Raw genomic sequence first — 22897 nt, 5'->3', positions numbered from 1 at the left:
AACGGGGCCCTGGCCACCCGCTCGGCGAGGCGAGCTGTGACCTCAGGGAGACACGGGGGTGTCCGGAGCGCGACCCCGGCCCCGCCATGGTCCGGTCCCAGCGCTGGCGTCACCCCCGGACTCACACCCGTAGGCTGACCGCCGCCAGCAGCCTCTGGTCGGCGTCGTTCAGGTCGAGCCCGGTGAGCGCGCAGATCCGCCGGATGCGGTGGCGGAGTGTGTTGGGGTGGACGTGGAGGCCTCCGGCGGCGCTGCTCACGTCGCCGAAGGCGTCCAGGTAGGCGGAGAGCGACTGGCGCTGCTCCTCGTTGAGGGCGTTGAGCCGGTTGTCGCGCAGGTCGGGCCGTTGCGCGAGGGACTCGAACAGTTCGCGCAGCACCACGGAGGAACGCACTTCCTCGTATGCGGCGACAGCGCGCTCGGGGGTGTCCGCGATGACCTCCAGCACCCGGCTGCCGTGCTTCTTCAATCCGGGTACTTCGCGCATCCGAGGTGCCACTCCCGCTACCGAGCCCTGGACCGGAGTGCCGAAGTGCTCGCGCAGCACCGTGACCAGCTCCCGGATCCAGCCCATCGGGGCCTCTCCTGAGGGTGTGGGAAGCAGGACGTACAGCAGTCCGCACGCCGGGATGACCAGCGCGTGTTTCCGGTAGGCCGCCGCGTACACCGAGACCACTTCGGCGGCCTGGTCTAGCCGCCAAGGCTGGTCCACGCGCTCCTCACGCAGCGCCAGGGCGAGCACCGAGACCGGCGTCGTGGGGTCGGCCCCCAAGTGGCGGGCGAGAGCGTCGGTGTCGAAGGCGCCGGTCAGCAACCCCACGGAGAGTTCGCCGGTGTCGTGGCCGGTGGTTCGGGCTCCGCTGTTCAGCCGTGAGATGTGTACCGCTGCCAGCCGCGCGGCCCCGCGCAGGACCTGCTCGGTGGTGGGAGTGAAGGGACGGTCGGCCTGCTGCACCCATATGCTGCCGAGTGCCCGGTCACCGACCCGGATCCCTGCCACCATGCGGCGGGACGCGCCGAGGTCCGGGCGTTCGGCGACCTCCACCACCTCACCGGCCCGTATTCGCTCGTCCACACCCCATTCGCGCAGGTGCGCGATGAAGGAGGGCGGGCAGTCGCGGCCGAGGATGGTCTGCTGCCGCAGTTCGTCGGCGCCCTCTTGGGAGTCCGAGTAGGCCAGCACGCGGTTGGTGCTGTCCTCGACGCTCACGATCCCGGTGCTCAGCGTGGCGACCGTCTGCGCGAGCGAGAACAGGTCACCGTGCTGGTCCTCGGGCGCGAAGGACTCCAGTGCGGTCCGGGCGAGGGCGGCGAACTCGGTCGCTGGCATGGTGGGTTCGATCGAGAGCACGGCGAGATCGAGGTCGCGCAAGCCGTCGTCGGGCTCGCCGGGGACCGCTACGGCGCTCGCACCGCCTCGTACCGCCCGGTCGGCGAGGGCGACCGCCTCAGTGCCGCCCGTCGGGGTGACGACCAGGGAACCGGGTGGCACGGGGTCGTCGGGATGGGCGACCACCACGGTGTGCACGAGGGCGTGCAGGCCCCGGGGTGCCGACACCAGACCGTGGACCGGGCCGTCCAACGCCTCCATCAGGGACTTCACGGTTGGGGCTGGTTTGCTCACGCTCATCACCTTGGTTGATTCCGGGGCTCGCACCATTGTGCGCCCGCGGGCGGACCCGACCGGTCGGCCTACTCGTCCAGGAGGACCTGGGTGATGGTGTGGTCGCCGATGGCGGCCAGGAGGGGGTGGTCAGCGGTACTGGTGGCGAGGACCGTGGCGAAGTTGAGCGCCCAGCCCCGGGAGCGGGACCAGGTGTCGGGATCGACCCCCGAGAGCAGGTCGATCCGGGCCCGGAACAGGGCGCGGTCCTCTGGGCCGAACATCAGCCAGGCCACGGCGAGGTCCGTGGCCGGATCTCCTGATGTGAGGTCGCCGAAGTCGAGGACCGCGGCTAGGGCGGACCGGCCTTCGGTACCGCCGCGTTCGTCGCGGGCGACCAGGATGTTCGCGGGGTGCAGGTCCCCGTGCAGCCACAGGGCGGGGCCGGGCCAGTCGGGTGTGCCGACCAGGCGTTCCCACAGGGCCCGGAGCGGAGCGGTACGGGGTGAGTCGAGGCCGTCGAGACGCTCGTGGACACGGGCCCCGCGTGACCGCAGGGGGACACCGCGTACCGGGTTCTCGGGCGCGTCGCCGGGCGCGGGCGCGTGCAACCGGGCAAGGAACCGGGCGAGTGGTTCGACCAGGTCGGAGCGCTCATCGACCGGTGTCTCGGCGGCGGTGCGGCCCTCGAACCACGGGTTCACCGACCAGTGCCAGGGGTAGCCCTGGCCGGGTGTACCCACGCGCAGCGGAGCGGAGACGGGGACGCCCACCCGGTCGGCGATCCCGGGCAGCCACCGCTGCTCATTCACCACCAGCTGCGCGGCGACCTCGCGCCTGGGCATGCGGACGCACATGTGCTCGCCCAGGGCCAGGATCGCGTTGTCCCAGCCGTTGGCGACCGGCGCCACGGGCAGTTCCGCGAGGTCGGGGTGCTGGTCCCGGAGCAGTCGGCGGACGAGTTCGGGCGTGATGGCGACTTCGGCCGGAGGGGTGCGCATCACCCCAGTATCGGGCCCTAGGGCCGGGTACCGGGCGGAGCTCAGGAGGAGACCGCGAGCGGTCCGTTCGGGCCGTCGATGACGTTCACCGGGGTCCTGATTGGCGGGAGGCCACGGCCCCCATGCCCTGGAGCGGGCCCGGCCGGTCGCCAACAACGAGGCGGTCACCATGGCGGTGCTGTTCGTCTTCGGTGCGGTCTTCGCCGCGAAGGGGCTGCGCGTACTGCTCGGCTGCCCCTCAGAGGCCGGTCATGGAAGTTGGTGCGGCCTTGGCATGGCGCGGAACTTCCGGTGGTCGGCCGCTGTAGACCATGGAGGGTGGGCCGGGCGGCCCGACCGCACCCGTGTGCACTGCTGGAGGGATGACCGTGACCGAGCTCAGGTACGAGGACAAGACGGACTTCGAGAACGCCGAACGGGGTTTCATCGGCGGACTGACCCCCGGTGTGGTCCGTGACGAACAGGGTCGCGTGGTGTGGGACATCGACGCCTTCAGTTTTCTTGAAGGGGAGCGCCCCGACTCCGTCCATCCGAGCCTGTGGCGCCAGTCACAATTGTGTGCCAAGCAGGGTCTGTACGAGGTTGCCGAGGGGATCTACCAGGTCCGTGCCCTGGACCTGTCGAACATGACTCTGATCGAGGGAGAGCGCGGGGTGATCGTCATCGACCCGCTCATCTCTTCGGAGACCGCCGCTGCCGCGTTGGCGCTGTACCGGGAACACCGCGGTGAGCGTCCGGTGACGGGCTTGCTCTACACCCACTCCCACCTCGACCACTTCGGCGGTGCCCTCGGGGTGATCGGCCCGGAGAAGGACGACGTACCGATCCTCGCGCCCGAGGGGTTCCTGGAGCACTCCGTGGTGGAGAACGTGTACGCGGGCCCCGCCATGCTCCGGCGGGGCATGTACTACTCGGGTGCGAACCTGGGCACCGGGCACACGGGGGTCGTCAGTATGGGACTGGGGCCGACCGTGTCGGTGGGCACCCCGGGTCTGGTCCCGCCGACGGTGGACATCGCCCGCACTGGTCAGGAGGAGGTCGTGGACGGTGTCCGGTTCGTCTTCCAGATGACCCCCGGCACTGAGGCGCCCTCGGAGATGAACTTCCTGCTGCCCGACCACCGGGCCCTGTGCATGGCGGAGAACGCCACGCACAACATGCACAACATCCTCACCCTGCGCGGCGCGGTGGTGCGCGACGCCCGGGTGTGGTCCCGCTACCTCAACGAGGCGATCCAGCTGTTCACCGACCGCGCGGACGTGCTGTTCGCTTCCCACCACTGGCCTACCTGGGGCCGGGAGAAGATCGTGGGCTTCCTGTCCGAGCAGCGCGACCTGTACGCCTACATGCACGACCAGACCCTGCGCCTGCTCAACCAGGGACTGACCGGCCCGGAGATCGCCGAGGAGATGCGCTTGCCGGAAGGGCTGGAAACGGCCTGGAACACCCGTGGTTACTACGGTTCGCTCTCGCACAACGTGAAGGCGATCTACCAGCGCTACCTGGGCTGGTACGACGGCAACCCGTCCTCGCTGTGGGAGCACCCGCCGACGGAGAGCGCCAAGAGGTACGTGGACACGATCGGTGGGATCGACACCGTGCTCTCCAAAGCCCGCGCCTACGCCGACGACGGCGACCTGCGGTTCTCCGCGCAGCTCCTCAGGCACGCCGTGTTCGCTGAGCCCTCGAACGCCGGCGCCAAGGAGCTGCTCGCCTCGGTGTACCAGCGCCTGGGCGAGGGCGCGGAGAACGCCACCTGGCGCAACTGCTACCTGACCGGAGCGAGCGAGCTGCGCGACGGGGTGGTGACGACGGAGCTCGGCTCGTCGAACCTGGCCGCCATGCTCACCGTCACCCAGCTCTTCGACACGATCTCCATCCGGGTGAACGGTCCCAAGGCCGCCAAGGCGTCCCTGGTCATCGACTGGACCTTCACCGATCTCGGGGAGAGCTACCGCAGCCAGCTGTCCAACGGGGCCTTCGTCCACTGGCCCACCGGGGAGAGCGGCGGTGGCGGCGCCGATCTGACCTTCACGCTGACCAAGCCGCAGCTCCTGGGCCTGATCGCGAACGGCAGCGCCGACGGATTGGACCACAGCGGAGACCCGGGCGTCCTGGGCAGACTCCTGAGCGTGCTCGACGACCCCGACCCGAACTTCGCGATCGTCACCCCCTGACGGGTCGGCGTTCAAGCCCCGGCGGCGGATTACCCGTGACCGGCGGTCCGATCTCAGTAGTAGACCGCGAGCGGTCCGTTCGGGCCGTCGATGACGTTCACCGGGGTCTCGAACACCCTGGTGAGGACGGTGTCGGTCATGATCTCCCGCGGGGTGCCGAACTCGACGACGGAGCCGTCCTTGACCGCGCAGATCCGGTCGGCGTAGTGGCCCGCGAAGTTGATGTCGTGGAGCACGATCACGATCGTGCGCTCCAACTCCTCGGCGGCGCGGCGCAGGTGTTTCATCATCTGTACCGAGTGGCGCATGTCGAGGTTGTTGAGCGGTTCGTCCAACAGGACGTATTCGGTGTCCTGGCAGAGCACCATCGCGACGTAGGCGCGCTGCCGCTGCCCGCCCGACAGCTGGTCGAGGTAGCGGTTCTCCAGGTCGGTGAGGTCCAGGAAGTCGATCGCCCGGCTGACGACCTCCTCGTCCTCCACGGTCAGCCGCCCCTTGGAGTAGGGGAAGCGCCCGAAGGCGACGAGCTGGCGCACGGTAAGCCGGGTGATGAAGTGGTTCTCCTGGCGTAGGACCGAGACGATCTTGGCCAGGTCCTTGGACGGCGTTTTCGTCACGTCGTAGCCGGCGATCTCGATGGTGCCCTCGTCGATGCCGAGCAGGCGCCCCACCATCGTCAGGAGCGTCGACTTCCCGGCACCGTTCGGACCCACCAGCGCGGTCACGCCGCCCTTGGGGATGGTGAGGTCCACGGGTCCGATCACGACCTCGCTGCTGTACTCCTTGCGCACACCTTCGAGGGTGATCACAGTCGGCCCTTTCTGAGGATGACGAACAGGAACACCAGGCCGCCGACGAGCTCGATGATGATCGAGACCACACCGTTGGCGTAGAAGATGTTCCGCATGACGAAGTAGGCGCCGCTGAGCACGACGAAGCAGGTCAGCGCGGCGACGGGGAAGACGTAGCGGTGGTCGTGGGTGTCGGCGAACTGGTAGGCCAGGGTGGCCACGAGGAAGCCGAGGAAGGTCATCGGCCCCACGAGCGCGGTCGAGACCGCCATGAGGATCGAGACCAGGAACAGCACGCGCATGGTCTCGCGGCGGTGGTTCAGCCCCAGTCCCGTGCTCGCGTCCCGGCCCAGCGCGACCAGGTTGAGGCGTCGTGAGCTCAGTACCAGCAGGGCCGCCGCGGCCACGCACAGCGGTACCGCAACCGGCAGGTAGTCGGCGTCGGCGTTGGCGACGTTGCCGAACAGGCGTGCCGCGAGCACGTCGAACTCACTCGGGGTGAGAAGGCGCTGCATGAAGGTCGACACCGAGGCGAGGCCACCACCGATGATGATGCCGATCAACAGCATGACCTGGAGGCTCGCGTACTTGCCGGACAGCAGCCAGCCGTATAGCAGCATCGCGAAACCGACCATGAGCGTGATCTGCAGCAGGAACTGGGAGACCCCTTGGATCGCCATGATCCCGGCGACGCCGAGGAAGTACACCGCGCTGGTCTGGACGGCGATGTAGAGCGCCTCGAAACCCATGATCGACGGGGTGATGATGCGGTTGTTGGTCACGGTCTGGAAGCTCACCGTGGCGATGGCCTGGCAGATCGCCACCACGGCCATGACCACGATGTTGGTGGCGCGCATCTCCGCGATGCGCCAGAAGCCCTCCGAGCCCACCGGCATCGGATTGTCCCAGGCCAGCAGGCCGAACGTGAACCCGGCCGCGAGCACCACGAGCACCGTGACGACGGTCCGGTAGCGCCGCCGGGCGCGTTTGGTGGGCAGGGTCCGGGAGGACCGCTCGGGCTGCGCGTCGAGCGGTTCGGTCACACGGGTAGGGCTTACACGGGAAGGGCTCACAGGGGAAGCGGTCGACTCAGCCACGGCGGCGCTGCCTCAACAGGAGAAGGATGAACACGACGGCGCCGACGATCCCGAGGATGAGGGACACGGGCACCTCGAAGGGCATGATGATGGTCCGGCCGATCAGGTCGCACACCGTGACGATGCCGATACCGAGCAGGCACACCCACGGAAGGTTGCTGCGCAGGTCGTCGCCGCGGAACATCGAGACGATGTTGGGGACGATGAGCCCGAGGAACGGCAGGTTGCCCACGATCACGGTCACCACGCCGGTCGCGACCGCGATGAGGCCGGTGCCCAGCATGATGATCCGGTTGTAGTTCAGGCCGACGTTGGTGGAGATCTCCTGGCCGAGCCCGGCGACCGTGAACCGGTCGGCCACCACGAACACCGCGACGGCCACGAACGCCACGATCCACAGCAGTTCGTACTGGCCTCGCAGAACCGAGGTGAAACTGCCCGCGAACCACACGCCGAGGTTCTGCAGCATGTCGGTCTGCAGCGCGATGAAGGTCGACACCGCGCTGACGACGGCGCCCAGCATGATGCCCACGATGGGGACGATCAGGGAGGAGCGCAGGGTGACCCGGCGCAGGAACAGGAAGAACACCATCGTGCCGATGAAGGCCGCCAGGACCGCGCCGAACATGCGGGTGCTGATGCTCGCGCCGGGAATGAGGATCATCACCGTGAGCAGGCCCAGCCCGGCCCATTCGGTGGTGCCGGTGGTGGTCGGCTCGACGAAGCGGTTCTGTGTCAGCAGCTGCATGACCAGGCCCGACATCGCCATTGCGGCGCCCGCCAGCACGAGGGCGATCGTGCGGGGGATGCGGGTGATCGCGAACATCTCGCCGCCGTCCTCGGCGCCGAAGAGGTCGTACACCCCGGTGGCCAAGGAGAGCGCGAGCAGTGCGCCCACGACGGAGATGCCGACGAGCAGTTTCCAGTCGAAGAGCCGCCCCTTGCGCCCTGTGCGCGACGGGGCAGGGGTGCGCGTGCGCGACGGGGAGGAGGGCGGGGCCGTCATGGCAGCCCTCCACAGCGGCACGCGCCGGCGGTGTTCTCAGCACCGTCGGCGCGCGCCGTTCGGATGAGCCGGATCAAGCCTGGTCCTCCAGCGCATCGGCGAACGCGGTGAAGAACTCCGTGTAGGTCTGGATGCCCTCGTTGGTGTAGGTGTCGATGGGCATGTGGACGATCTGCTCGTCCTCCACGGCGGTCACACCGGAGAGCGCCTCTGAGCTCGACAGGATGTTCTCGGCGGTCTCGTAGCCGTCCTCGTCGGCGGCGACGGCGGCGTCGCGGTCCATCACGAGGATCCAGTCGGGGTCGGAGTCGGCGATGGCCTCGACGGAGATGTCGTCGCCCTGGTGGTCGTCGCTGGCTCCTTCGACCTCGAGGGCGGGGCTGAGCTCGAAGATGTCGAAGACCGGGCCCAGGGTGCGGCCGACGCTGGGGGCCAGGTAGCCGATCTCTCCGCCGGAGGTGGTGACGGCCATGACGCTGTTGTCCTCGTCGTAGGCGTCGTTGACCCGCTCGATGGCCGCGTCGAAGTCCTCGATGAGGCCCTCGGCCTCGTCCCGCTTGTCGAAGACCTCGCCGAGCACGGTGGTCTGGCGCTTGAGCTCGGCGTCGAAGGGCTCGTCCTCCTGCGGGTCGAGCTCCAGGACGGTGGCGTCGGGGACGAGGTCGGCGATGTCGTCCTGGTGCTGGGTGAACCGCTGGCCGTTGATGACGAGGTCCGGTTCGGCGGCGACGATCGACTCGAGGTCGGGCTCGTTGTGCGTGCCGATGTCGATGATCGAGTCGTCCTGCGTGTAGCCGATCGTGTCGGGCATCAGCGAGACAGCGGCGGCGGACAGTTCGATGTCCCAGTCCGACAGCGTCTGGAAGGTGCGGTTGTCGAGCGCGACCACGGACTCGGGCGGAGCGGTCACCGACTGCGTGCCGTTGTTGTCCTCGATCTCGACCGTGGCGCTGTCCGCGGCCGAGTCGTCGGTGTCCTGAGGGTCGGACGAGCAGCCGGCGAGAACCAGGGCGGAAGTAAGGACGATCGAGAGTCCCGTGATAGGACGACCGGGGGATCTCATGGAGGTTCTCCTTCGGATGATGTAGACGAAGGAGAGCCTAACCTAACTTTATTCGGGCATGTGCAACGGAGTTCCGTTTGAGACGTTGAGCTCAGTTCTTAGGGCTGTGACCAGTACTATTGTCGGCCCTCGGGTCAGATCCCGGCCGGGGTCCGGTACACCAGGCGGCGCATGAGCAGTTCGAACGGCCCTCTGGAGGAGAGCGGGTTGGAGCGGGGCAGCCGTTCCAGGGCTGCGGAGGCGAGCAGTGTGATCAACCACAGGCCGACCGCGAACAGGGCCATGGTCGTGCTGGTCATGTGCGCGCCCCAACCCAGCCCCCAAGCGGCCAGCAGCGGCGCCATAAGGATCGAGTGCGCCAGGTAGTTGGACAGTGAGCGCTTCCCCGTCGCCGAGACCGCCAGGGTGACCGGACCGGGCGGGCCCTTGGCGCTGATCCAGTGGGCGGCCAGCGCGATGAGAGCGACGTAACCCAGCCCGCCGGGCAGGCCGGTCGACCACTGCAGGGCGAGTGGTGCGACCTGCTCGAGTCCGTCGGAGCGCGGCAGGGTCAGTGCCCCGATCTCGACCAGTGCGGAGGGGAGCGCCCCCGCTAGGCCGAGCGCGGTGCCCAGCAGCGCGGTGCGGCGCAGCAGGGGCAGGTACCGTCCGGGCTCCTCCAGGATGCGCCGCCGGGCGGCCCACATTCCCAGGAGCACGGCGGTCGGCGCGACGACCCCGAACACCGTCACCGCGGTGACCGTCGCCCATGTGCTCAACCGCAGTACGGCGGAGGCCAGGTAGCCCGGTGTGGCGGCGCTCATGATCGCGGGATCCAATTTGGTGGCGTCCACCCCGGGCCTCTCGGGGGCGAACGCGCCGGAGGCCACCGCGGCGGTCAGGACGGCCCCGAGCAGGGCTAGGAGCCCGAGCAGTCCCGCGCCGATCCCGGCCCACGCCAGCAGCCGGCGGTCCGGGCCGTGCAGGAACAGCCAGCAGATCACCAGGCCGAGGATGCCCCAGGCGGCTAGGACGTCGGTGGGCAGGAGAAGGGCGGCGTGTACGAGGCCGAAGGCCATCAGCCAGAGGCTGCGGCGCCGCAGGGTCCTTGCTGCTCCTGCCTCACCGTCCTCGGTGGTGCTCCGACTGAGGAACAGCTGCACCATTCCGTAGCCGAAGAGGAAGGCGAAGATCGGGTAGACGCGCAGGTCGAGTGCCAAGGTCATGAGGAACTGCACGGCGCTGTCGAGTGCTCCGCGCGCCTCCGGGTACAGTCCCGTGCCGTCAAAGGGCAGGCCGTAGAGGAAGACCGAGGTGTTCGACAGCACGATGAGCAACAGCATCATGCCCCGGGCTAGGTCGGGGGCGAGCGAGCGCTCTGCGGGTCGCGTCGACTCGCGGTCGGGCGTCGGAGGAGTCACGGTCGGGTCCGCTCCGTCGAGGTTTTGTGTACTCTAAAATATATACATAAGAGTAGACTTGTCCAAGAGGGGAGAATGGGCACCGATGACTGCAGAGAGCCCGAACCCCAGCGTTCGTTCGCGTCGACTCGGCCGGGCCGAACGCCGCGATCAGATCGTCGAGGCCGCGACCAAGGCCTTTACCCGGGAGGGCGGTTTCGCGCACACGAAGCTCGACGACGTAGCCGACGCGGCCGGGGTGACCCGGATGATCCTCTATCGGCACTTCGACTCGAAGGCAGACCTATACCGCGCCGTCATCGACCGGTCCGCGGAGAGACTGCACGCTGCCGCTACAGAGGGCGGCGCCCTGCACGACTCCGCTGTCGCCAACGTGGTCGAGTGGGCCCGCGCCAACCCCGACGGCTTCCGTCTGCTCTTCCGGCAGGCCGCGACCGAGCCCGTCTACCGGGACGACGTCCGGCAGCTCAGGAACGGAATGGCGGAGACGGTCCGTCCCTACGTCGACGAGGCCGTTTCGGACGAGCGCTGGGCCGATTGGGCGGCGCAGGTGACGACCACCGTGGTCATCGAGGCGATCGCGGCTTGGCTGGACGCCGGCCAACCCGACCCGGAGCAGGCCACAGAGCGGATCCTGCGTGTGGTCGAGGGGGCCGTCCGAGGCGCCACCGGAGACTGACGGGCGGCCTTCCCCGGCAGTGACCCGGCCGGGTACAGCGTCACTGTCTCGATGGCGTCCGCGTCCGTGCTGTCGGAGGTGCTGTAGAGCTCGAGCTGGACCGTGTCCCCATCCGTCGCGTACAGCTCCGCGCTAAGGAGCGGGTTCATCGCCCACAGGTCGAAGTCGAGGCAGAGGTCAGCCATGAACTCCTGCACGTCGAGGTCGTAGCCGCGCTCGGTGTACTCGTCGACTTCGACCGGCGTGGTGCAGTCCTCCGCGGAGTCAGGGGCGCTGAGCGTCCCAGAGGCTTCACCCTGACTGGTCTCGAGCACGATCTGACGGCCGCCGGTGGCCAGCCCTTCCCAAGCGCCGGACACCTCAGGACCGAACGCCAGGGAGCTCGGGTTCGGTTCGAATTCGTCCCCTCCGAACGGGTTCTGCGCGGTGATCGGGGGTGCGGCGACCCCGATGGCCAGGCCGACTGCCAGCGCCCCTACCGCCCACGCCACGGCTCGCCGCGGGGTTGCGCGTTTCGACTGCTGCGCCGAGGGGGCATCGCTTCCAGCATCGGCCACCCGGGTCGGACCGACTGCGTTCTCCGGAGCCACGGCCGTCAGAGGGGGCTCGGAGGGAGCCACCGCCTTCGCCGGAGCCGCCTGCGGTGCCGGTTTCCGGCCCAAGAGCCGGTGGAGGATGTCCAGTGACGATGGTCGGTCGGCAGGCTCCTTGGTGAGCGCCGCCGAAACCAGGGAACGCAGCGTGTCCGGTAGGGCGCCCAGGTCCGGGTCGACGCTGAGCACCTTGTGCAGCACACCGGGAACCGTCGCCGCGTCGAAGGGCGCCCGACCGGTCGCCGCGAACGCCATCACCGCGCCCCAAGCGAACACGTCTGTGGCGGGGGTGACCCGGCCGTCGGCGATCTGTTCGGGGGGCCATGAAGCCCGGAGTGCCGATCGCGGACTGGGTGAGCGTCCCCGCGCCTTCGGTGATCTGCGCGATGCCGAAATCGATGACCCGCGGTCCGCCCGGGGCCATGAGCACGTTGCCCGGTTTCAGGTCGCGGTGCACGATACCCGCCTCGTGCACGGCCACCAGCGCCGTTGCGACGGACACCGCCAACCGGTGCAGGTCGCCGCCGGTGATCGGACCCTGCGAGGTCACCGTCCGATGCAGCGTGGCGCCCTCCACGTACTCGCTGGCGATGTACGCGGGGGTCGCGGTGAAGTCGGCCTCGAGCACGGCAGCGGTGCAGAACGAGGCAACCCTCCGCGCCGCCTCCGCCTCCCACTCGAACCTTCTGCGCACCTCTGGATCGGCCATGCGCTCAGGGTTGAGTGCCTTGACCGCCACCCGGGTCCCGTCGGGCTCCGAGGCCAGGTAGACGGTGCCCTGGCCGCCGGTGCCGACGAGGTGCCGCGGGTCATTCGGTTGGAGGGGGTCCAACGGAGAGGTCACAGAATTCATCCAGGCTCGACGGGGCGGGTTGCCCGGGTCTGGGGGCTCGGCGTAGTCAACATACCGAACACGGTGTCAGGTTCACTCGTACAGCGACGCAGGTGACCAGCCGGTAACTCAGCACGCGTCGTCGAGAAGCAGGGGTGCAGGCACCCCTATTTGCACTCGTGTGGGCGCCATGGCGCCTCCCCCCGACACAGACATAACGTTGAAGACCGGTGCCGCCGGTATCGGGGGTGCCGCCTACTTCGGGAGGGGCAGTTCCAATGCCCGACAGCATGACCGCGATCCGGGGAGCCAAGAGGGGCAGCGACTTCGCCCAGCTCTCCCGGCGGATTCAGGACGCCGGACTCATGGAACGGGCCCCGGTCTACTTCGCGGTACGCCTCACCCTCATCGCCCTGGCCTTCGTCGGAGCCTGGGGCGCCTTCTTCCTCATCGGGAACTCGTGGTGGCAGATGGTCACCGCCGTCGCCATGGCCGCCGTCTTCGGCCAGGTCGGGCTGGTCTCACACGAGCTCGCGCACCGCCAGATCTTCAACGGGCGCCGCCTGAGCGAGGCGGTCGGCCGCGGTGTCGGCAACCTCGGTATCGGCCTGGGATACGGGTGGTGGCAGGACAAGCACACCCGGCACCACGCCAACCCCAACCACGAGGAGAAGGACCCGGACGTCCAGGCCGAACTGTTCGTGTGGTCCGAAGGCCAGGCGCGCCAGGCCCGGGGGATCCCGGCGTTCTTCGGCAAGTACCAGGCCTTCCTCTTCTACCCGGTCCTCTTCCTTGAGGGGCTGAACCTGCACTACGGCAGTGTGCGGGCGCTCTTCAAGCCCTCCACCAAGCACCGCGTGCTGGAGGGGGCGCTCCTCGCCGCCCACTTCGTGCTCTACCTCGGGGCGGTCTTCACCGTCCTGGACCCGCTCCAGGCGGTCGCTTTCATCGCGGTCCAGCAGGGGCTGTTCGGGGTCTATCTGGGATGCATCTTCGCGCCCAACCACAAGGGCATGCCGACCCTGAAGAAGGGCGAGAAGCTCGACTTCCTCCGCAAGCAGGTGTTGACCTCGCGCAACGTCCGGGGCGGGGCCTTCACCGACCTGGCGCTGGGCGGGCTCAACTACCAGATCGAGCACCACCTGTTCCCGAGTATGCCCAGCCCGCATCTGGCCAAGGCGCAACCGATCGTGCGCGACTACTGCGCGGAGATCGGGGTGTCCTACCACGAGACGGGCTTCATCCGCTCGCATGCCGAGGCACTCACCCACATGCACCGGGCGGGCGCCCCGCTGCGCGAGGGAGCCCCCGCTCTGAAGACACCCGCCTGACCTGACCATCCGTCTGCCGGCCCCGCCCTCGGCGGAGGCCAGGGCACGGTGGCTATCCCTGCCTGCGTTCCTGGACCCGCGCCGACTCGGTACCCGAGCGCGGGTCGCGCTCGGGCAGCGGTACCGCGCGCAGGATCTCGTTGGCCTGGTTGTACTCCGCATCCGGTATGGCCCTCAGCGCGCTCATCATCTCCTCGTCGGCGTCCGCGTCGAGGGCGGCGGCCACGACCGCGTCCCGGGTCGCGGGGAACTCCACCCCGTCCAGGATCTGCCGGAGCCCGTTGCGGCCACGTTTGACGCCCATCGCTGGTCCCCCTGAATCTCGCCCTGCGCAGACACCGGAGGCACTACCCGGGCGGAAACGTCCTCAACCGGCACCCGGTACCCGTCGGTCGGCATCCCGCCGCCCGTGCCAGGCTGTGGCGATCGCGTCCGAGGTGGCGACCACCGCCGCGTGTCTGGCCAGGACCGTGAGCGTGTGGACCGCCAACTCCCGTTCGTAACTGGCGGTCGCGTCCGAGGCGACCACCGTCCGGAACCCCAGCTGGAAGCCGTCCCGGACGGTGGCGTCGACACAGCAGTCGGCGGTCAGCCCGCACACGGTCAGCCAGGTGACCCCGGACTCCCGCAGACCGTCCGCCAGTGACGTCCCGTGGAAGGCCGAATAGCGCCGTTTGACGACGACCGTCTCCTCCGGTCCGGGCGCCACCCCGAACCAGTCCGCTCCGGCCGTGCCGACCAGGCACGGCTCCCGTGCGAGACGGTGCTCCCGCGACTCGTGGAGGAGGTCGCGCAGCCAGAGCGAACTCCCCCACGGTGTGTCGGGCTCCTGTTCGAGGGCGGCCCAGACCACGCGTACCCCCGCGGTCCGTGCGTCCCGTACCAGCCCGGCCGTGCGCTCCACGGCCGCCGCCACGCGGGCCCGGGCCTCCCCGTCCAGCCAGGGCAGCCGGTCCGGGTCGGCGAAGTCACGCTGGACGTCCACCACCAGGAGCGCGGCCTCCGCCAAGGGGGCGGGTGCGGGACGGGGACGGCCGGACACGTCCGTGAGCACACCGGTCACGGGGAGACCGGTCCCTGCCGGAGCAGGGGCATGACCCGCTCACCGAACTCCCGGAGGTCGGCACGGTAGTCCGGGAAGATCAGCATCAGCCCGTCCAGCTCCGCCTCGGACACCACGGTGCGGATGCGCTCCGCCACCGTCTCGGGGGACCCGGTGACGAAGGGGGTCTGGAAGGCCTCGTCCTCTGGACGTTCCGCGGTCAGCGACAGCGCCTTGTCCAAGGGCAGCCCCCACGAGCGCTTCATGCTGACGATCGCGTCCACGTCGGCGCCCCGCCCGTACTCGAGCCTGCGTGCCTCGGCCGCCTCGTCGGTCTCGGCCATGACCACGGTGAGCATCGAGTAGGTGCGGATGCTCCGCCCCTCCCGGGCAGCGCCCTTCTTCACCTGGAGGCTCGCCTCCCGCAGACCGGGAAGGTCCTGGGCGGTGAGGAACGAACCGTCGCAGTGCCGGGCCTGGAAGCCCAGGCCCGCGGGGGAGCGTCCCGCGCCCACCAGGGTCGGCAGCGGATCGGGGTGGGGCAGGGAGCGGCAGTCGTCGAGCTGGATGAACTCGCCGTCCATCGTCACCGAGTCCTCGGTCCACAGCCGCCGCAGGGCGGTGGCCCACTCCTCGGTGTACCGGTAGCGGTCGGCGTGATCCAGGTCCTCCCGCCAGAGCCCCATCTGCCGGAACTCCTTGGCGTAGGCGCCGACGACGATGTTCATCCCGGCGCGCCCGCCGCTGACCTCCTGCAGGGTGGTGAACATCTTCGCGGCCAGGGCCGGATGGAAGAGATTGGTGTGGACCGTCCCCCACACCTTCACCCGTTCGGTGGCCTCGGCGAGGGCCGACATCATGGTCATGGATTCCAGGGTGTGCTCCCAGTGGCCGGTGGTGCCGCCGTAGCCGCGCCACTTGCCCATGGACATGACGAAGTCGAAGCCGTGTTCCTCGGCGAGTACCGCGGCCGCGCGGTTGTACTCGTAGCTGGCCTCCGGGTGCGGTGCCGTCTCGGAGACGATCCAACCGCCGCTGCCGATGGGGAGGAAGATCCCGTACTCGGTCCCGGCCGCCGGAGTCCGTTCTGGTGTTGCCAACGTGGGCTCCTTGGTTGTCGCTGGTCCTGTTGTCACTCGTCGGCGGGCCAGATCACCTCGGTCGCCACGTGGACCGACTCCAGGTAGCGGGGGTCGAACAGGGGCTCCAGGTCCGGCATCTCGTCCAGCTCACCGTTGGCCAGGAGCGTGTCTCCTTCCTCCTCGGTGAGGTTGAGGTCGATGTACCCGTTGGGTTGGTCGTCCGGGGTGGAGGCGCCCACGAGTTCCCGTTCGGTGTCCCACACCTTCAGATTGTGGTCGGTGTCGTACCCCGCCTCGTCCAGGTCGGCCGCGTAGCCGACGCACTCCTCGCCGTTGTCCTCGCAGTAGTCGAAGGCGTGGGAGGTCGCGCGCAGGAAGTCCTCGACGGCCCCCGGGTGCTCCTCGGCCCAGTCGGGGTTGGTGGCCATGACCCCGAAGGAGCCGACGACCCCGAAGTCCTCGGGGAGCCACTCCGTGTACTCCTCGTCCATGGCGTCGAGCTGGTGCGGCTCATTGGAGCGGAACCCGGTCAGCGCCTGCACCTGGTCACGGGGAAGGACACTGGGGTCGTACCCGGCCTCGACTTCCTCGATGGAGTCGAGCTCGACGTCCGCGGCGACCAGCATGGCCTCCAGCGGTGCCGGGATCATGCTCTGGTGGCCGATGGTCTGGTCCTCCAGCTCGGTGAGGTCCTCGATATCGGGCCCGGTGATCAGCGAGGAGATCGGCACGTGCCCGTAGGTGGCGATCCCGACGATCTCGTGGTCGCGTTCGTTGGCCTGCAGGATCTCGGCCTCGTTGCTGGTGGGCGTGAAGTGGGCGGTGCCCGCCGAGACGAGTTGGGCGTTGCCCATGACGTCGCCGTTGCCCGGCTGGATCTCCACGTCCAGGCAGAGGTCGTCGAAGTATCCGAGCCCTTCGGCGGCGAACACCTCGAGCTGGGTGACGGAGGCTTGGTAGTGGTAGCCGGTGATGTAGGTGATGGTCCCGGCCGAGCTGTTGGTGTCACAGCGTTCCTGGTCGATCTTGGCGGCGTCGCCGGTGGTGCCGTCGGCCTCGTTCGCGCCGCAGGCGGAGGCCAGGAGCGCTGCCGCCACGAGGGCGGAGGCGGGTCTGAACCTGCGGGCGGGTCTGGCGGTGGCAGGACTGGTGGTGGCGGGGTGGACGGTCATGGGGGGTTCCGTTCATCTGGAGGGTTTGAGTTGTGAGTCGTGCCAGAACAGAAGTCGGCGTTCGACCGCTGTGACCAGCGCGAGCATGAGGACGCCCATCGCCGCGAGGCAGGCGATGGCGGCGTAGACGTAGTCCAGTCGGGCGGTGGCCGCGGAGTTGCGGATCATCGTTCCGAGGCCGCCTGAGGATCCGGCGGCGACGAACTCCGCGACCACGGCGCCCACGATGGACAGGGGGAACACCACTCGTAGGGCGGCGAGGGTGTAGGGAAGGCTGCTCGGAATCCGCAGGTGGAAGAGCACCTCCATGCGGGAGGCGTGCAGCGTCTCGAAGACCTGCAGCACCGGCAGGGGGACCGAACGCAGCCCGGTGGTCACGTTGATCAGGACCGGGAAGAAGGTGATGATCGCGGTGACCACGACTTTGGGGGTCATCCCGAACCCGAACGCCACCACCAAGGCGGGGGTGATGGCCACGACCGGGGTGACGTTCAGGACCACGGCGAGCGGCATGAGCGCTCGACGCAGGACCGGGATCTCCGACATCAGCAGCGCGAGGACGAAGGCGGTCCCGGCACCGAAGGCCACACCGGTCAGGGCGATCTGGAGCGTGGCCCAGGCGTTGCTCAGGAACAGCACGGGGTCGCCGACGAGGGTCCCGGCGACCTCGGACAGTTCGGGGAGGATGTAGGGGTGTTCGTCGGCCACCGCGGACCAGGCGAGGCCGAGAACCACCAGCAGGACGGTGGTGGGGAGCCACACGGCCGGGTGCAGCGGTGACCTGCGGCGGTGGCGGCGGGGGCGGCGTGGTGCCGGTGCCGCCACCGGGGTCCGGTCTCCGGTGGCGGGGGAGGCCTCAGGCACCCGGGTGTGCGGGTCCGCTTTCCCGTGCACCGGCTTCACTGCGCAACGAGTCCGTCGGCCGTGGCCGCGGACTCCCACGCACTGTGGAGCCGGGCGCGCACCCGTTCCTCCACGGCCCGCTGGTCGGCGGCGGCCACCGTGTCCCGGCCGCGGGGCCGGGGCAGGTCGACGGGCACGACGCCGTGTACGCGTCCGGGGCGGCCGGACATCACCACGACTTCGTCCGAGAGCATGACCGCCTCGTACACGGAGTGGGTCACGAACGCGACCGTGGTCGCGCGACCCTGCCACAGGTCGAGGAGCTGGAGTTGGAGGCTCTCCCGGGTGAACTCGTCGAGCGCGGAGAACGGTTCGTCCATCAGGAGGACGTCCGGGCGGAGCCCGAAGGCCCGGGCGATCGCCACCCGCTGGCGCATGCCCCCGGACAGTTCGTGGGGGTACTTGTGGGCGGAGTGGTCGAGGCCGACCGCGCGCAGCAGTTCGTCGGGTGAGTCCCCGTGGCGCCGGGCCCTGCGGTTGACCTTCGCCGGCAGGACCACGTTCTGGCGCACCGTGAGCCACGGCAGCAGGGCCGGTGCCTGCGGGACCAGACCCACGGCCTTCCTGCTGCACACCTGCCGGGGGGACTCCCCGAAGAGGGATAAGCTCCCGCTGTCGTGGGGTTCGAGACCGGCGATGACCCGGAGCAGGGTCGACTTGCCACAGCCGCTGGGGCCGATGAGGCTGACGAAGCGGCGGTGCCGGATGTCGAGGTCGATGCTGTGGAGCGCGGGCCGATCGGGTTCGCCGCCCTCGTAACTCTTGGTCAGGCCGCGTACTGCGATGTGATCGTCGGTCACGGTGTGTCCGTCGCCGACGTCGGAGCGTTCACTTGCAGGACACAGTGTTCCACTGCGCACCCTCCATGTGGTCGTCCCAGCTCAGGGGCGGGTAGGGACGTCGTTGGAGAGCGGGCGGAAGCAGTGGTGAGGCCGACGGCCCGCGGGGTCGTTGACCCGACAAAGCTAGGAGCGGGGGGTCACTGGTCAGTGAACTCGTGATCACGGCCAGGTATCGGGCTGGCGTCTCCGTTTTCGGGGGCGACGATGACCACGTGGATCCGCCAGTGCTCCAGCGCGGTCGGAAGCCACGCGCCCGGGCTCAGGAGCCGGGTGAACTCGGGGCTGAGCGCGAGCAGGGCCTGGGCTTCCGGATAGACGCTGTCGCGCAGCCACATGAGCTTGAAGGCGTCGGCGATGACCTTGTTGCGGTGGCTGGACTTGAGTTGCCCGCGCACCTGGGCGCACTGGACGAGGACGTTGGGCGGATCGCCGTCGGCGCCGTCTACGGCGATGCGGATGCCGTCGTGCAGGGAGAACTCGCGCGGGGTGAGCTGGCGACCGACGTTCTCGGCGAGGGTGTGGAGCTGAGCGGAGCGGTTGGTTCGTGTTGTTTCGCGGTCCGTGGAGCTTCGGGGCGGGGGGCTCATGGAGGCGACAATAGTGCACACACCCCTAACCGCAGTCCTTGTGCGTTTGTGCGAGACGGTCTCGCGGGTGGGTTCGGGGCGGCCTCGCCGGTCGTGCGCCGCCGTTGGTGCGAGGCCGCCGTTGAGTGGGACCCGTGGAACCGGAGCCAGCTGTCACGCCTTCTCGCCTTGGTCCCAGCGGAAGAGGAGTACGGCCAGTGCGGCGAGGAGCACGGTGGTGCCGAGGGGGACCAGGACCGACTGCCAGACGGGGTGGAGCGGTTCCCATCCGGGGGCCTGCGCGAAGAACAGGTCGGCGAGGTAGCTGGGCGGCAAGTGGCCGACCACCCGCGCGAAGGATTCCGGGAGCATGCCCATCGGCAGGAACATGAAGCTGAGCATCATCGACCCCATCTGAACGAACAGGGCCGTGTGCGTGGCCGCGTCGACGCCGCGCATCACTCCGCCGATCAGGTAGCCGACGGCGCCGAACAGGAGCAGGCCCAGGAGGGACGCCCCGAACAGGGCCGGGATGTGGTCGGGCGCTACGTGGCCGAGCGCGGCCCCCGCGCTGATCAGGACGGTCACCTGGAACAGGACCAGCCCCAGGCGCACGGGCATGTGCGTCAGCAGCAGTCGGGCGCGGCCGACCGGGGTGGTGCCCAGGAGGCGGAAGAAGCCCTGGGCTCGCAGGTTCACGAGAGGGCTGGCGGTTCCGGTCAGGGGTGCGCTGGTCACCGTGAGCAGGAGGACGATCGGGACGACCATCTGCTGGAAGGACAGAACGTTTTCGGCCCCGGGGCCGGTGGGCTCGGGGACTATCTCGGCCATGGTGAAGAACAGCGCCGCCAAGGCGAGCGGGAGGACCAGCGCCACCACGGAGTTGCGGTGGTCGCGGACGAACTCGCGGGTGTGCAGGCCGAGGAGCTCGCGGGTGGCGGAGAGCGGGGTGCGGCCGGGCGTGGTCGCGGTGCGGGTGGTCATCGGACCTCCTCTGGGGTGGATTCGGCGTCCGCGTCGGCGAAGGAACGGCCGGTGCGGTCGCGGAAGAGCTGTTCCAGCGCGAACCCCGTCCCCCGGCTCGCGTGTTCGGGGACGTGTTCCGCGACCAGGTCGTCCGGGCGACCGAGGGCGGTGGTGCGCCCCCGGTCCAGGAGGGCGACCCGGTCGCACAGTTCGGCGGCCTCCTCCATGGAGTGGGTGGACAGCAGGGTGGTCCCGCCGCCGTCGCGGTGGGCGCGGATCGCCGTCCACAGGTCGTGGCGGGCGTTGGGGTCCATGCCGGTGGAGGGTTCGTCGAGGACGAGCAGGCGCGGCCGGGAGATGAGCGCGGTGCCGACCAGGAGCCGCTGCCGCTGGCCGCCGGAGAGCTTGCCGACGCGGACGTCGCGGGAGCCGGCCAGTCCCATGCGCTCGACGACCTCCGCGGGGTCGTCGGGGGCCGGATAGAGGGAGGCCCACAGTTGCAGGGTCTCGGCGACGGTCTGGCGCTCGAACAGGGCGGCCTTCTGCGGCTGGACGGCGACACGCGCGCGGATCTCGGCGCGCTGCCGGATCGGATCGAGGCCGAGGGTCCGGGCGGTGCCTTCGGTGGGGGAGCGCAGTCCGGAGAGGATCTCGATGGTGGTGGTCTTGCCCGCTCCGTTGGGGCCGAGCAGCCCGAAGATCTCACCTTGGGAGGCGGTCAGGTCGATCCCGGCGAGGGCGGTCACCGTGCCGTACCGCTTGACCAGGCCTGAGGTCTCCAGTGCCGGTGCTTGGTGGATCATGCGCATGCCTTCCGTAGGGGACGCAATTACTTCCAGGCTGACAATAACTTTCCATGTTGGCAAGTGATTGCCAGAAGAAAATACACGTTCCTGTGGCCGGAATGGGGGTGGCGTGGCTCACGGTGGCGGGTGCGGGGTTGAGCTCAAGCAAGGTTGAGTTCTTATGGTCGACCGCACGACACCCACTCCGGGAGGCCCACGGTGAACACCGAAACCCCTCAGCGCGCCACATGGCGGGCATGGCTGGCCCTCGCGGTCATGACGCTGCCCTTGATGATGGCCGCCACCGACATGACCGTCCTGTTCATGGCGCTGCCCGCCATCACCGCGGACCTCGCGCCCGGAAGCACCCAGATGCTGTGGATCCTGCACGTGGGTGAGTTCCTCGCGGTCAGCCTGGTGCTCACCATGGGCTGGCTCGGATCCAAGGTCGGGCGCCGCCGCCTGCTCATGACAGGGGTGGGTGTCTACGGTCTGGCCTCCCTGGGCGCCGCGTTCGCGCCCACCCCCGAGGTGCTCATCGCGATGCGGGCCCTGATGGGGATGGCGGCCGCCACGATGACACCGAGCATCATGGGGCTGCTCCGGGTCCTGTTCACCGACGCCCGGCAGTTCTCCGCGGCCATCGCCGTGGTCATGAGCTCCTTCTCCGCGGGGATGGCGCTCGGGCCGCCCCTGGGAGGACTCGTCCTGGAGTACTTCTGGTGGGGCGCCGTCTTCCTGCTGAACGTCCCGGTGGCCGTGCTGTTGCTCCTCAGCGCGCCGCTCCTGCCCGGGTACCGCGAGTCCGTCGAGGGCCGGGTGGACATGCTGAGCGTCCTGCTGTCCATGGCGGCTATCATCGCCGTGATCTTCGGCCTGCAGGAGATCGCCGACCACAGTTCCTCCGGCTCCGGCGACCCGATGTGGCCCTACGTCACCTCGGTCGTGGCGGGACTGCTGCTCGGGGCGGCGTTCGTGCGTAGGCAGCTGCGCCTGGACGACCCGCTCCTCGACATCCGGCTGTTCGCCGTCCCCGCCTTCTCCGTCTCCCTGGGTGCCCTCCTGCTGATGCTCCTGGCCTATGGCGGCCTGGACATGCTGTTCGTCCAGTACCTGCAGACCTCGATCGGCCTCTCCCCGGGAGAGGCGGGGATGCTTCTGGTCCTGCCGGGCGTCGCCGCCATCGTCGGCGGACTGGCGGCCCCGGTGATGACCCGGTGGATGCGGCCCGCCATCGCCATGGGCGGGGGCCTGCTGGTGGCCGCCGCAGGGGCCGCCGCCTTCGCCCTCATGGTGGGGAGGACCGGTGCGCTTCCCCTGGTCGCGGCGGCCACGGTGATGGCGCTGGCACTCGGCCCGCTCTTCACTCTCGCCGCCAACCTCATCGTGGTCAGCGCACCGGTCCGCAAGGCGGGTTCGGCCGCGGCGATGACGGATGTCGCGGGAGGTTTCGGCGGCGCGCTGAGCATGGCCTTCCTCGGCAGTATGGCCACGGTCGTGTACCGGCGCGGACTCGACGGGGCGGGGGCCGACGTCCCCGAATCCGCGGTCGAGGCCGCGGGGGAGAGCGTCGGCGGCGCCGTCGGAGTGGCCGAACAGCTACCGGGGGAGCAGGCGCACCAGCTCCTGGACGCCGCGTTCGACGCCTTCAGCTCGGCCGTTCAGGTCGGTTACGGCCTCGGCGCGGCCGTAGTGGCCCTGGTGGGCCTGGCCGTGCTGTGGCTGCTGCGCCACACCCGGATCGATGCCACCGAGGAAGACGGTTCCGGGGGAGGCAGCTCCGAGGCAGGGGGTGCCGAGGAAGGCGGTTACGGAGAGACGGACGGTGCAGCCAAGGCGGAGACCGCCGCGGGAGCGGGTGCTTGAGGCCGGCCGGGAAGGGCTGACGGGACGCGTAACCGAGGCGCGTTCGGGTGGCGTGTTACGGTTTTGTCCCCTTTGATACTGTTCCCGCCACCCAGTTCAC

At 69.3% G+C, this 22897-nt stretch carries 21 protein-coding genes; 4 read left to right on the top strand and 17 right to left on the bottom strand.

Going from position 1 to position 22897, the window contains the following annotated elements; all coding sequences use genetic code 11:
- Nucleotides 1-121: 121 nt before the first annotated feature.
- Together ACYVD1_RS10465 and ACYVD1_RS10460 are read right to left on the bottom strand one after the other, a co-directional pair.
- Entirely contained in the window at nt 122-1624 is a 1503-nt protein-coding gene (locus ACYVD1_RS10465) for a PucR family transcriptional regulator (protein WP_460770729.1), read from the bottom strand.
- Between the two features lie 68 nt (nt 1625-1692).
- Nucleotides 1693-2604 carry an aminoglycoside phosphotransferase family protein gene (locus tag ACYVD1_RS10460; protein ID WP_460770727.1) on the bottom strand — a complete coding sequence of 304 codons (912 nt, stop codon included), beginning with the start codon at nt 2602-2604 and terminating at the stop codon, nt 1693-1695.
- Nucleotides 2605-2966: 362 nt separating this feature from the next.
- On the opposite strand from ACYVD1_RS10460, the gene ACYVD1_RS10455 reads away from it, so the two are divergent.
- Complete coding sequence (locus ACYVD1_RS10455) at nt 2967-4781, top strand: alkyl/aryl-sulfatase (protein WP_460770725.1); 1815 nt, start codon at nt 2967-2969, stop codon at nt 4779-4781.
- A gap of 53 nt (nt 4782-4834) precedes the next feature.
- On the opposite strand, the gene ACYVD1_RS10450 is transcribed toward ACYVD1_RS10455, so the two are convergent.
- From ACYVD1_RS10450 to ACYVD1_RS10430, 5 genes are all read right to left on the bottom strand, one after another.
- On the bottom strand, nt 4835-5590 hold the full coding sequence (locus tag ACYVD1_RS10450; protein ID WP_460747930.1) for an iron ABC transporter ATP-binding protein: 756 nt from the start codon (nt 5588-5590) through the stop codon (nt 4835-4837).
- Nucleotides 5587-6615, bottom strand: a complete 1029-nt coding sequence (locus tag ACYVD1_RS10445) for an iron chelate uptake ABC transporter family permease subunit (RefSeq protein WP_460770723.1) — start codon at nt 6613-6615, stop codon at nt 5587-5589. Before ACYVD1_RS10445 ends, ACYVD1_RS10450 begins: the two co-directional genes overlap by 4 nt.
- A gap of 46 nt (nt 6616-6661) precedes the next feature.
- Nucleotides 6662-7675: an ABC transporter permease gene (locus ACYVD1_RS10440; protein WP_460770720.1), complete on the bottom strand. Its 1014-nt coding sequence runs from the start codon at nt 7673-7675 to the stop codon at nt 6662-6664.
- Nucleotides 7676-7748: 73 nt separating this feature from the next.
- Nucleotides 7749-8738, bottom strand: coding sequence for a siderophore ABC transporter substrate-binding protein (locus ACYVD1_RS10435; protein ID WP_460770717.1), 990 nt, complete (start codon nt 8736-8738; stop codon nt 7749-7751).
- A gap of 134 nt (nt 8739-8872) precedes the next feature.
- Nucleotides 8873-10138, bottom strand: coding sequence for a DUF418 domain-containing protein (locus ACYVD1_RS10430; protein ID WP_460770714.1), 1266 nt, complete (start codon nt 10136-10138; stop codon nt 8873-8875).
- A gap of 85 nt (nt 10139-10223) precedes the next feature.
- On the opposite strand from ACYVD1_RS10430, the gene ACYVD1_RS10425 reads away from it, so the two are divergent.
- On the top strand, nt 10224-10817 hold the full coding sequence (locus ACYVD1_RS10425) for a TetR/AcrR family transcriptional regulator (protein WP_460770712.1): 594 nt from the start codon (nt 10224-10226) through the stop codon (nt 10815-10817).
- A 360-nt stretch (nt 10818-11177) separates the two neighbouring features.
- Here the strand turns inward: ACYVD1_RS10425 and ACYVD1_RS10420 are convergent, their stop codons facing one another.
- On the bottom strand, nt 11178-12263 hold the full coding sequence (locus ACYVD1_RS10420) for a serine/threonine-protein kinase (protein WP_460770710.1): 1086 nt from the start codon (nt 12261-12263) through the stop codon (nt 11178-11180).
- Between the two features lie 344 nt (nt 12264-12607).
- Between ACYVD1_RS10420 and ACYVD1_RS10415 the strand changes: the two genes are divergently transcribed.
- On the top strand, nt 12608-13573 hold the full coding sequence (locus ACYVD1_RS10415) for a fatty acid desaturase family protein (protein WP_460770785.1): 966 nt from the start codon (nt 12608-12610) through the stop codon (nt 13571-13573).
- Between the two features lie 52 nt (nt 13574-13625).
- Here the strand turns inward: ACYVD1_RS10415 and ACYVD1_RS10410 are convergent, their stop codons facing one another.
- From ACYVD1_RS10410 to ACYVD1_RS10370, 9 genes are all read right to left on the bottom strand, one after another.
- Nucleotides 13626-13877, bottom strand: a complete 252-nt coding sequence (locus tag ACYVD1_RS10410) for a DUF2795 domain-containing protein (protein WP_460770708.1) — start codon at nt 13875-13877, stop codon at nt 13626-13628.
- A gap of 63 nt (nt 13878-13940) precedes the next feature.
- On the bottom strand, nt 13941-14636 hold the full coding sequence (locus ACYVD1_RS10405; RefSeq protein ID WP_460770705.1) for a cysteine hydrolase family protein: 696 nt from the start codon (nt 14634-14636) through the stop codon (nt 13941-13943).
- Entirely contained in the window at nt 14633-15715 is a 1083-nt protein-coding gene (locus ACYVD1_RS10400; RefSeq protein ID WP_460770703.1) for an LLM class flavin-dependent oxidoreductase, read from the bottom strand. Before ACYVD1_RS10400 ends, ACYVD1_RS10405 begins: the two co-directional genes overlap by 4 nt.
- 32 nt (nt 15716-15747) lie before the next feature.
- The gene (locus ACYVD1_RS10395) at nt 15748-16869 is read right to left on the bottom strand and encodes an ABC transporter substrate-binding protein (protein ID WP_460770701.1); all 1122 of its coding nucleotides are present in this window, start codon (nt 16867-16869) and stop codon (nt 15748-15750) included.
- A 12-nt stretch (nt 16870-16881) separates the two neighbouring features.
- On the bottom strand, nt 16882-17694 hold the full coding sequence (locus ACYVD1_RS10390) for an ABC transporter permease (RefSeq protein ID WP_460770783.1): 813 nt from the start codon (nt 17692-17694) through the stop codon (nt 16882-16884).
- Nucleotides 17695-17768: 74 nt separating this feature from the next.
- Complete coding sequence (locus ACYVD1_RS10385; protein ID WP_460770699.1) at nt 17769-18572, bottom strand: ABC transporter ATP-binding protein; 804 nt, start codon at nt 18570-18572, stop codon at nt 17769-17771.
- Between the two features lie 179 nt (nt 18573-18751).
- Nucleotides 18752-19201 (bottom strand): hypothetical protein, encoded by a 450-nt coding sequence (locus ACYVD1_RS10380; RefSeq protein WP_460770696.1) that lies wholly within the window; start codon nt 19199-19201, stop codon nt 18752-18754.
- A 153-nt stretch (nt 19202-19354) separates the two neighbouring features.
- Nucleotides 19355-20164 carry an ABC transporter permease gene (locus ACYVD1_RS10375; protein WP_460770694.1) on the bottom strand — a complete coding sequence of 270 codons (810 nt, stop codon included), beginning with the start codon at nt 20162-20164 and terminating at the stop codon, nt 19355-19357.
- Nucleotides 20161-20949 (bottom strand): ABC transporter ATP-binding protein, encoded by a 789-nt coding sequence (locus ACYVD1_RS10370; RefSeq protein WP_460770692.1) that lies wholly within the window; start codon nt 20947-20949, stop codon nt 20161-20163. Before ACYVD1_RS10370 ends, ACYVD1_RS10375 begins: the two co-directional genes overlap by 4 nt.
- Before the next feature lie 201 nt (nt 20950-21150).
- Between ACYVD1_RS10370 and ACYVD1_RS10365 the strand changes: the two genes are divergently transcribed.
- Nucleotides 21151-22797: an MFS transporter gene (locus tag ACYVD1_RS10365; RefSeq protein ID WP_460770690.1), complete on the top strand. Its 1647-nt coding sequence runs from the start codon at nt 21151-21153 to the stop codon at nt 22795-22797.
- The last annotated feature ends 100 nt before the right edge of the window (nt 22798-22897 follow it).

The organism is Nocardiopsis nanhaiensis (genome assembly GCF_054778635.1).
This window is presented reverse-complemented; position numbering and strand designations above follow the sequence as displayed.